This window comes from Streptomyces sp. NPDC058291 (assembly GCF_042880855.1).
GTDB lineage: Bacteria > Actinomycetota > Actinomycetes > Streptomycetales > Streptomycetaceae > Streptomyces.
Genome location: NZ_JBHVYK010000038.1, coordinates 2591 through 11862 on the forward strand (window position 1 = coordinate 2591; position 9272 = coordinate 11862).

The window sequence follows — 9272 nt, forward strand, 5'->3', positions numbered from 1 at the left end:
CGAGCAGCTGGAGGAGATCGACCCGTCGTGGTGCCCGGCCTGGCCGGTGGAGTGGCAGCGGGCTTTCCACCTCACCCGGCTTCACCTTGAGCAGGGCGGCGAACTGCCCACCGAGCCGGGCCAGGTGCTGGTGCAGTCCGAGGATCTCGGGCGGTGGGTGCACGCCCAGCGTCTGGGCTGGGACAAGCTCACCGCCGTTCAGCAGTGGATGTGTGAGCAGGTCCTCGGGATCACACCCGCGACCGAGGAAGAGAAGCCCCAGCCGCGCCGTACGCAGGCCGACAAGTGGGCCGCCAACCTGGCAGCCGCGCGGCAGTTCTACGAGCGTGAGGGCCATCTGAACGTCCCCCGCAAGCACGTGGAGACCGTGCTCGCAGACGAGGGATGGGAACTGCAGTTCCGACTTGGGGCATGGGTCAGCAACCAGCGCTCGCGTGCGGCGACGCTGTCGGAGGACCGGCGCGAGCAGCTGTCCGCGATCGGGATGCGGTGGTCGTGATGGGCGTCGTCGTCACCGCGGCCGCCGCGCTCGCGGCCGGCTATCTGCTCGGGCGACTGCGCCCGTGGCAGCGTCTGGGCGTCTGGGCGACCGATCAGGTCCGCTTCACCGGGGCGTGGGTCCGGGGCGGTGCTGGCCGCCAGGCCGTCGTCGTCCTAGTCCACGCCGTCACCGCGCCGCGCACCAGCTGGCGCATCATGCGCGCCCCCGCCAACGAGACGCAGGCGCCCACGCCCGTACGCGATCCGGACTGGGTCGCCAACCGCACCCGCAGCACCCGCACCGACCAGGGAGACTCCGCGTGACCACCGACGGCACTGACCAGAGGACCGCCATGACGACAGCGCGCAGCGACGCCGAGATCCGGGTGGAAGTCCGCCGGGAGGTCACCGGCCTGACGTACGAGCAGTTGGGCGACCTGATCGCCACCGGCGAGGACGGGACGGATCCTGCGGGCCCTGCTGAGAGGCACAGGGCGGCAGTGCGGATGGCGGAGCTGAAGCGGATCCGGAATCTGGTGTCGTACCAGGTCTTCGACGGATACACGCCTGCTGGCGATCCGGAGGAGCGCGGGCAGGGGCACCCCGCGTCCGGCGGGGTACGGCCGCCCGAGCAGCGAGGGATCTACCAGGTCCTCGCGAGGTGCACCGAGCCGGAGCACCCCGGTGCCTCGGAGGTGACCAACCTCGCCACCGCTGACTCGGTCGAGGAGGCCGCGGTGAAGGTGCGTCGCGCGAAAGAGGGCAACCTCTACGGCTCCCCGGGCCTGTACCGAATCGTGGAGGTCTTCGAGGACACCCCCTCGAACTCCGCACGGCACATGCTGGACGCGCTCTCGCAGACCGCCGCCGAGATCGGGAGCGCCGCAACCGCAGCGGCTGGCGCGTACGAGCCCGGACCCGACGCGAGCGACTTGTTCGAGGTGCTCGCCGACTTCTTCCACCGCACCGTCGTACACCCCTGGCACCTCGCCTACCCCGGCGATCGGGGCGACGGCAGCACCCCCCAGCAGCCGCGCGGCAGCGACCACGGCCGTGCCCTGGCCCGCCTCCTCCTTGCCCACCTGGAAGCGCTGGGAACGCCGCTGGCAACCACCGCCGGATCCAGCGCCATGTTGGTCGCCCACCTTCAGCAACCCGCCTCCCCCGCCCCGCAGGAAGCTCCGGTGGAGGACTCGGGTCCGGCTCCGGCGCTGGACGCGAAGGACGTCCTGGCGGCCGCGGAACGCTTCCCGTGGGCCGTGGCCTCACCAGGCGAGCGGCACTGGCCGGACGGCAGTGACTTCCTGGACGTCGCTCTGAGCGCGGTGCGCCCCGAGGAACGCGAGGGGTACATCGAGCGCCTGGAGGCGTTCGTGGAGCAGCACCGCGCCCGCCTGGAGGAGATGCTGCGCACGCACGGGCCGGGCAGCAAGCCCGCCTCGCACGGCCGGTACGCGCTGATCGGACAACCCGAGACGCTGGTCATCGTGGAGCGGATGGAGAGTGCCCCGTTCCTCCTGAGCGGCCAGTGGGAGAAGGAGCTGGAGATGGTCTTCCTGGACGACCTCGAGTTCGTGTGGGGGCCGCGTATCCGCCTCAGCCGGTGAGCAGCCGGGAACCAGCAGCGGGGCCGGGCAGGGTGATCCTGTCCGGCCCCGCTGTCGTCTCGTCAGCCGAAGTCGAGCGTGTCCTGTGCGAAGTCGGCCCGGGCCGGGCTGGGCAGGGGCGGCGGCGGTGCGCCGTCCTGGCGTGCGGCCTCCCAGCGCTCGGCCAGCTCGTCTTTCCATCCCTTGGGCGGGGGCCACGGGGCGCCCCAGGCGGCGAGCTGGTCGCGCTTCCAGCCGCCGGCGGGCGTGCGGGCGGCTTCGACCTCCTCGGGCGAGGGCAGGTCGGGCATGTCTAGCGACCGCCCATGAGGAACAGGGCCGATGCAGGGTTGGCGAGGCTCTTGGCCAGCTTCTCGCTGTCGGCCGCGACGGTCCGAAGCTCTGCGGCGGTCGTGGCCACCTCGTCCTTCGGGTCGTGGCCCTGCTCCACCGTGACCTTGTCGTTGGTGGCCAGCAACTCCAGGACGTCGGCGGTCTGCTCGAACGCCTGCGGGAGCCGCTCGACCAACGACTTCAGCGCCTGGGTGGCTTCCGACAGAGCGGGCGCCGACAGGTCCTTCGCGTCCTCCAGCACCACGCGGTTGAACTCTTCGATCAGGTCTCTGGCCTGCCGCGCCAACTTCGCCGGATCCGTCTTCGCCGCCATGCTCGCCCCTCGCCGCTGGAATGGTGGCCCTCAGTGTCCCAGAGCGAGAACGGCGATCAGGGCGTATCGCCGGACCAGTCCCAGCGGCTCCGTTCACCGGGTCGCGGGTCGTACAGGGCGCGGCCGCCGGCGCCGAACTGCCCGAGCTCGGTCATCAGCGAGACGCCGGTCTGGATCTCGTCCGCTGTCCAGCCGGTGATGTCGAGCAGCAGCCCATCGAGAGGGCCGCCGACCAGTTCGGCGTAGTCGCGGTGCGGTAGCGGGCCTGGGTGGTCGTGGTCGGTGCCGTAGACCCGGCCGCGCAGCAGCTGCTCGTCATCACGGTCCATCCGCTCAGCCTTGCAGCCGCCACTGACAGCCGGGTCCGGTCACGTCACCTGCGGAAGCGCGAAAGCCAGGTTCCGCCGGCCTTCTGCTCGGGCACGGCCTGGCCCTGCTCTTCGTGCCGGGGCTCGTCCGGCCAGGCTTGCTGGAGGTCGGTGACGAACCGCCGGTCGCAGTCCTCGCACAGGGACGGGCGGGGCTCTGGGGAAGCGCCCCAGCCGACGCGCTCAGTCGCCTTCCACCGTTCGTCGGTGAACGAGGCACCGCACTCGGTGCAGACGGGACGGTGAGGCGAACGCTGGAAGCTCTGCTGCTCTGCCCCACGACTCACCGGCTCCTGGTGCTCGTGCTTGGCAGCAGCGTGGCGTTCGGCGGCGAGGGCCCTTTGCTTGCAGTCGTCGCACAGGTGCGGGTGGGAGTCCTTCGGGGCTCCCCAGTCCTTCGTCTGTCCCTGTGCCGCCTCCCACCGTTCGTCGGTGAACTTCGTCCCGCAGCCGGTGCAGACGGGGCGGCGGGCTTCGCGCTCGGCTGCCTGCTTCGCCGCCTGCTCCTGAGCCGCCCGGCGCGCCTGTGCCTGGAACTCCTCTTCCCGGATCCTGGCCGCTTCGCGGGCACGGGCATCGGCCACCTCACGACGGGGGTTGCCGATCGCCTCCCGCAGGGGCTGCATGTGGTCGCGGCCGAAGCGGAGGAACACCGGTCCCTCCGGGCCGTGCTCGCGCAGGTTCTTCAGGCCGGTCGCGATGATCGGGATCTTCCCGTCGTAGGCGTGGAAGCCCGTATGCCGCTGCCCCTGCCACAGGTGACGGGTCAGCTCTTGCAGGCGCGGGACGGTGCGGTTGGGGTTGCGCTCGCCGATGCGGTTGAACACCAGCAGGACGGGCGGGTGCGCCCTGTCGCCGGACCAGGTGTCCGGCGCGCTCCAGCGGGTGCGCCACATCGGGCGCTCCTTGCCGTCGGTGTCCTTCACCTTCCGCCGGAAGAACCGGGCGTACTTCTCCAGCTTGTCGGCGAGTTCCTCCGCGGTCTCGTGGCAGTTGTCGACCTCGATGAACAGCAGCGGCACGCCGTCCTGCGGGGCGGTGAGCACGATGTCGGCCTGGGCGCCGCCCTTGCCGGGCGCGTTCCACGTGCCGGTGGCGGGCAGTGACACCTCGGTCCAGTACGAGGCGATGGTTCCGATGCCGTCCGGTCCGTCGACGGCGGCCTGGGCGGCGGCCTGGGCGGCGGCTTGGACGTGCGACGGGTCGATGGTGAGCCTGGCCATGTTCGGCTTCGGGCGCAGCATCGCGATCACCGTCTCGTTGACGGCCATCGGGTGGGAGGCCCCGCTGGAGCCCGCGCCGCGAGCGGTGGAGCCCATCTCCGTCACCGGGCGCCGGAGCTCGTAGGAGGCAGCTTGCAAGCCCTTGAGGGTGAGGTTCCGCAGGGAGTCGCCCGTCTCGGTGGAGCCGCCGTTCTCGGACAGGCCGTGCTTGCGCATGTCGGAGAGTGCGGCGGTGTGCGAGGCGGTACGGGCCTGCTTCTGCTTCGACGGGGTCGGCTTGTCGGCGTGCCGGAAGGTCAGGTGCGGGGCGCCGATCCGCTGGATCTGATCAGCCGTGGCCACCTTCAGCGCTCCGAGCACGCGCAGCACATCGCCGCGGTAGCTGTTCGTCGACCCCGCCGGGTTGTTCTTCCGCTTCCCCGCCATCAGCCCCGACCCTCCATCCGTCGCGCACGGCCACCGGCCGGGCGCCGGCCCCCGGCCGCAGAGGGCGTCGGGCCCCCGAACCCGATGATCTCCTCCTCCACTGACATTCCCTTCAAGTACAAGAGGAGAGAAGAGGGTTGTGACGGCGCAGTTTTGGCGCCGATTCCGGCCCTGACAAGGGGTTTTCCTACGGCCTCGGATGCCGGGCACCAAAGGGGGTTCCCGAGGGGCCTTCGAAGGGGGCGCCCAGGGAGTCCCCTTGGGCTTGCCCGCCACGGGCCGGCCTTCTGGTGTGATCGGCCCGAGCGGTGCCGCTGCCCTGTCCTTGGGCGGGTGGTCGTCATCGTCTCGTCTCCTTCGCTGCCCCGGCCGGGGCGGTCGTTGCGAAGGAGCAGCGTGCAGGGGACCCCCTTGTCCGCGGTCTGACCGTGGCCGGTAGCGGACGTGGACAAGGGGAAACGCGGCGGTGGTCGGGGCGGTAGCGGACCTGGACAAGGGGTCATGGTCGGGCTCGTGGTCGGTCCGACCACGACTCGACAAGGGGTCATGGTCGGGCCGACCAGACTCGACAAGGGGGCCCGCTTCAACCCATGCAGCACCAGTTCGCCCCGGTTTGGAGACGGGGGAGAATTCTCCGGACTTTATCCACAGGGGCCTGGCCTGAGCATCAGGTCAGTCGCCGTGATCGGCACGGCGGCCAGCCTGTTGAGGAGATCCGAATGCCGTACGCGCAGCCCCGCACGCCGCTGACCCCCGAAGAGGTGGAGCTCGCCTTCGAATACCTCCTGGCGATACAGGACGGCAGCGAGCACGCCCTTGGCACTGTCATCGACCGGACGAAAGCCGCTCCGGCACCGACCGCCCTCCTGCTGGCGCTGGCTGAGGACATCATCCTGCCCGTCACGGACCTGGCGCCCGATGCCGATCCGTGCGCGGACTCCTTCGCCCTGGACGAGGTCGGCTGCGTCCTGCTGGCCACGCTGCAGGAGTGGACGCGTGAGTGCGTCCCCAGCGCAATCTGGGGCCTCGCCAACACCATCATCCGGTTCACCGAGAACGTCCTCCGGCAAGAAGGCGAGGACACCGTCGACACCCTGAAGACGATGCGCACCGAGCACCTCGAGCGGGCCCGCGCTGCGCACTGCGCAGTCGGCGAGCGCCGGTAACCGCACCTGCGCACCGACCGGTGCGCACCGTCTGCGCATTCGGTGCGGTGGTGCGCATCCACCCGGTGCGCACCGAGTCCACCCGGTGCGCATCCACTCGGTGGGGCGGTGCGCGGCGGCGCGGGAGTGGTGCGCATCGGGGGGGGGTCGGTGCGGTGGAGCCGGTTTGCGGGTGGCGCGTTTCTCCTTGACCTCAGTCGTGTTCAAGGGGAAATGCGGCGGGTGCGCACTGGGTGGATGGACGGCATCGTCCCCGCACGATGTCGTCCACTCCCGGCCGGTGGACTCCACTCGGTGGAGTGGAGCCGGACATCGTCGGTGCGCACCACGGCATCGGGTGGGCGGCATCAGGTCCACTCAGTGGCCGGCCTCCCGGCCGCGGCGCGGTCCGGGCTCTTGCGGGCGGTGCGCCTGCTGGTCGTCCTCGCGCACCGGATGCGCGTCGTCGGCATCGTCTCGGTGCGCGTAGCGGTCCATCGTGGCGCGGGCCCGGTCGGCCGCCGCGGTGAAGGCGTCCCCGATGTGGCGCAGCCGCTCGGCGGTGAGATCGAGGGCTTCCACATCGGTGCGGGACTTCCGCAGGGCCCGCAGCGCCGTCATGTCGACCGCTTCCTGTCGGCCGGGCTCCGGCTCCTGGTCGTCGTGCTCGGAGTCGGCCGCTGAGGGCGGGAGCAGCTGCTCGGGCATCGCCGCCTGCTGGTGAGCGACGACGTCGAACGCCCGGCCCCGCACGGCGGTGGTGGTGGTGCGCAGCTTCTCCCGCACCACCGCACCGGCGAGGACGGCACGCTCGTACTGAAGCGGAATGCGGGGGATCTCCCACTCCCCCGCGTCCTGGCCCGAGGGACGGGATGCAGCCGGCTCGCCGGGATCGGCCGGGGGTTGCCGGTCCGGGTCGGGCGCGGGAATGGGTGGGCGGCGCCGGGCGGGGAGGTCGGCCATGTCCCACCGGGCGGTGTAGAGGCGGTAGTCCGACAGCAGGCCGATTGTGGTCTTCGGCTCGCTGATGTCCAGGCAGTGCGTGGAGATGGCGGCGGCCACAATCTGGTCGTCCAGGCCGGGGTCGCGGCGGCGGCCGCGCAGGACGAGGGCGAGGTGGCGGCGGGCTTCGGCGAGCAGGTGCCGGCGGTGGAAGCGGCCGCCGTCGTTCATCACGAACACCGTCGCGGTGACGTCGACGGCCGCCAGGGCGACGTCGACCACGGCGGCGACCCGGGCCCGGATCGCCGCCGCCGCGGCACGGGCGTACTCGAGGAGGGAGTTGATGACGCCGACGGCCACCCCGGAGGTGAGGATCGCGCTCGCCTTCCACCACGCGCGCAGCTGCGCGAGTGGCCGGGCCGTCTGCTTCGGCGGGCGAGTCTTGCGGGCGGCCATCTGGTTCAGCTTGGCGCGGGCCCGCTCGGAGACCACGGGCAGGAACTTCAGCTCGCCGTCGTCGTCGACGGCGGTGACGTACTCGTGCTCCAGCTCGGCAAGGCAGGCGGCGATCTGGTCGCTGCGCCGGGAGGTCCAGCGGATCAGCTCGTGCGGCACCCCGGCAATCTCCATCACCGGCCGGCGCCCCGGGGTGACGGTGCGCGGCTCGGTCGCCAGCCCCAGCGCCTCGCAGACCTCAGCGGCCACGAGCTCGTTGTAGAGCGCTGAGGCTGCCACGGTGTTCTCGTGCAGGGCCAGGGTGTGGATCGAGCCCCACTTCCCGTCCAGGCGCTGCCCCTTCACGGACAGAAGCAGATGGTCGTGGAGCAGCGGCATGCCGGAGCGCGCCTCGTAGTGGCGGAAGCGTGCGGCGACCAGACCGCCGGGCGGCCGCACCCGGTAGATGCCGTCCTTGCCGTAGCGGATCACCGCCACCTCGTCCTCGATCCACTCCAGCACCCGCTCGATGGCGCGCTCGTGCGCGGCCTCGATCACCCGCCGGGTCTCCTCATCCCCCAGCGCCCACAGGAGGTAGATCGTCGGCTGTGGCCGGAAGGTGAAGTCGACGCCGGTGACCGTCACCTGGCGCCCGAGGGCGCCGGCCTTGAACGCCTTCGTCGGGGAGTCGCCCTTGGCGAGCCGGTCGGCCTCGATCTGGTCCGCGTACGGGTGTCGGCCTCGCTCCCCGAAGAGGTTCCGCAGCTGGCTCTCGGTGACCTCCTGCCCCGGCGTCAGTCCGAGCGCGGCCAGGCCGCGGCCCATCCATCGCCCGGCCGGGACCCCGGCTTGCTCCTGGGCCTCGCGCAGCGGCGTGCGGGCCGGGCGGCGGCCGTCGCCGACAACGGTCTCGCGCAGGTAGTAGCGGTACATCTGACCGGCCCGGATGACCTTGATATCTGCTGTCATGGAGACCACGCCACACGGCTCTGACCTGCAAGAAAAGGCCGGTCAGCGGTACGTCCCGCCAGGCGGGAGCAGTGGCCGAACTTTCTTCTCAGGCGCCCGTCAGGCGGGAAGCGGCACCGGGCCGAACGCGAATGTCATCGCTCTCCGGCAGCCCTCACATCACGACCCGGACGACACCAACAAGCACCACTGAGCACTACCGAGCGCCAAGGAACGCACACCACCAACGAGCACCGCCTACAACGGCCCCCGGCACCCGCCGGGGGCTTCGTCGTGCTGCCCGGAGGAGACCACCGTGCCCACCTTCGAGACCCTCCCCCGCTTCACTGCCGACCTTCAGCACCTCACCCCCGCCCAGCGCCGGCGCTTCCGCCGCGTCGTCCTGGACGCGTTCGTGCCCGACCTGCGTCCCGGCCACCAGTTCCGCCCCGGGTTACGGATCAAGGGCGTCCGCTGCGCTCCGGGCGTCTACGAACTCACCTGGGCGCCGGACGGGCGCGCGACGTGGTCGTACGGCCGGGAGGTAGTCGCCGGGGCCCCTCACATCGTGTGGCACCGGATCGGAACCCACAGCATCCTGGACCGGCCCCTGACCGAAGGCCACCTTGCGGGGCAGTGCCGCCGGTTGGTTGGCTGATCGTCCCGATGACCAGGAGGGGACACAGCGTGGCAGCAACCGAGGCCGTGACCGAGTCGGAGCACCTGAAGAGTCTGATCATCAGCACCGCGTCGGCACTGTGGGAGGACAAGGACGCGCTGGGCAAGTTCCTCAACGTCGTCCGGCGCAGCGAGACCTTCGCCCCGCTCGCCGACAGCATGGAGGAGTCCAAGGCCCGCCCCGCGAAGCCGTCGTTCTACGGCGTGAAGAGCAGAGAGTTCCAGGAGTGACCGCACAACCGCCCGGCTCCTGACGGCCTGGCGGCCTGGCGGCCATCACACTGGAGGGGCCGGTTCCCCCATTGCGGGGACCGCCCCCCCCCGTTGGGCAGCGGGGAAAAGCGAGGGGGCGGGGAAGTCCCGGTTGAAGAAAC

At 71.2% G+C, this 9272-nt stretch carries 11 protein-coding genes; 6 read left to right on the plus strand and 5 right to left on the minus strand.

The annotated features are described in order from the left end of the window. The 3 genes from ACFVYK_RS20120 to ACFVYK_RS20130 all read left to right on the plus strand — a co-directional run. On the plus strand, positions 1-499 hold a 499-nt coding region (locus ACFVYK_RS20120; RefSeq protein WP_389775658.1), incomplete at its 5' end, for a helicase associated domain-containing protein. Continuing rightward, positions 499-804 (plus strand): hypothetical protein, encoded by a 306-nt coding sequence (locus ACFVYK_RS20125; protein ID WP_389775660.1) that lies wholly within the window; start codon positions 499-501, stop codon positions 802-804. The genes ACFVYK_RS20120 and ACFVYK_RS20125, both read left to right, overlap by 1 nt. Positions 805-833: 29 nt before the next feature. Next, the gene (locus tag ACFVYK_RS20130; RefSeq protein WP_389775663.1) at positions 834-2087 is read left to right on the plus strand and encodes a hypothetical protein; all 1254 of its coding nucleotides are present in this window, start codon (positions 834-836) and stop codon (positions 2085-2087) included. A gap of 62 nt (positions 2088-2149) precedes the next feature. Here the strand turns inward: ACFVYK_RS20130 and ACFVYK_RS20135 are convergent, their stop codons facing one another. Genes ACFVYK_RS20135 through ACFVYK_RS20150 form a run of 4 tightly spaced genes read right to left on the minus strand, consistent with a single transcriptional unit; the run spans position 2150 to position 4750 of the window. Beyond that, positions 2150-2377 carry a hypothetical protein gene (locus ACFVYK_RS20135; RefSeq protein WP_389775666.1) on the minus strand — a complete coding sequence of 76 codons (228 nt, stop codon included), beginning with the start codon at positions 2375-2377 and terminating at the stop codon, positions 2150-2152. 2 nt (positions 2378-2379) lie between these two features. After that, entirely contained in the window at positions 2380-2733 is a 354-nt protein-coding gene (locus tag ACFVYK_RS20140) for a hypothetical protein (RefSeq protein WP_389775668.1), read from the minus strand. Between the two features lie 56 nt (positions 2734-2789). Beyond that, positions 2790-3062, minus strand: coding sequence for a hypothetical protein (locus ACFVYK_RS20145; RefSeq protein WP_323711396.1), 273 nt, complete (start codon positions 3060-3062; stop codon positions 2790-2792). Between the two features lie 44 nt (positions 3063-3106). Continuing rightward, positions 3107-4750, minus strand: coding sequence for a replication-relaxation family protein (locus ACFVYK_RS20150; RefSeq protein ID WP_389775671.1), 1644 nt, complete (start codon positions 4748-4750; stop codon positions 3107-3109). 719 nt (positions 4751-5469) lie between these two features. Here ACFVYK_RS20150 and ACFVYK_RS20155 point away from each other — a divergent pair. Further along, positions 5470-5916 (plus strand): hypothetical protein, encoded by a 447-nt coding sequence (locus ACFVYK_RS20155; RefSeq protein ID WP_389775674.1) that lies wholly within the window; start codon positions 5470-5472, stop codon positions 5914-5916. A gap of 357 nt (positions 5917-6273) precedes the next feature. Here ACFVYK_RS20155 and mobF read toward each other — a convergent pair whose 3' ends face one another. Beyond that, complete coding sequence (gene mobF, locus ACFVYK_RS20160) at positions 6274-8241, minus strand: MobF family relaxase (RefSeq protein ID WP_389775677.1); 1968 nt, start codon at positions 8239-8241, stop codon at positions 6274-6276. Positions 8242-8536: 295 nt separating this feature from the next. Between mobF and ACFVYK_RS20165 the strand changes: the two genes are divergently transcribed. Beyond that, on the plus strand, positions 8537-8878 hold the full coding sequence (locus tag ACFVYK_RS20165) for a hypothetical protein (protein WP_389775679.1): 342 nt from the start codon (positions 8537-8539) through the stop codon (positions 8876-8878). Between the two features lie 29 nt (positions 8879-8907). Next, a complete protein-coding gene (locus tag ACFVYK_RS20170; RefSeq protein ID WP_143671812.1) occupies positions 8908-9129 on the plus strand; it encodes a hypothetical protein in 222 nt (73 codons plus the stop codon). Positions 9130-9272: the final 143 nt, after the last annotated feature.